Genomic DNA, 318 nt, shown 5'->3' on the forward strand with positions numbered 1-318 from the left:
GCTGAAGCGATAAGAGGCTCTTATGACGATGCCGTTACTAGTATAGATAGTACAACAGGGGGGCATATCCCTAAACGACAGACGATGCAGGTCATTCAAGATGTCGCCCAAGATTTCGATGATTATTACTTTCAAAAAAGGTATATACACCCAGAAGATACACGAGATTTATTGGTGATAACCACTGATGCCAAAGGCATCGTAGACCTTAGGGAGCATCTCACCACGACGTCGGTTTGATAGAAAACCGAAGTATCGAATCATTTTGAAGTGCTTATCAGGAATATGCTCAATCATGCGCTCTATCAGAGCTTCTGG

1 pseudogene is annotated in these 318 nt (G+C 43.1%); it reads right to left on the bottom strand.

From position 1 onward, the window contains the following. Positions 1-195: 195 nt before the first annotated feature. Positions 196-318 (bottom strand): annotated as a pseudogene (locus H5300_RS27255) (transposase); the annotation flags it as partial.

Origin of the sequence: Vibrio sp. SG41-7, from assembly GCF_014164465.1 — a bacterium.
Taxonomy (GTDB): Bacteria; Pseudomonadota; Gammaproteobacteria; order Enterobacterales; family Vibrionaceae; genus Vibrio; species Vibrio splendidus.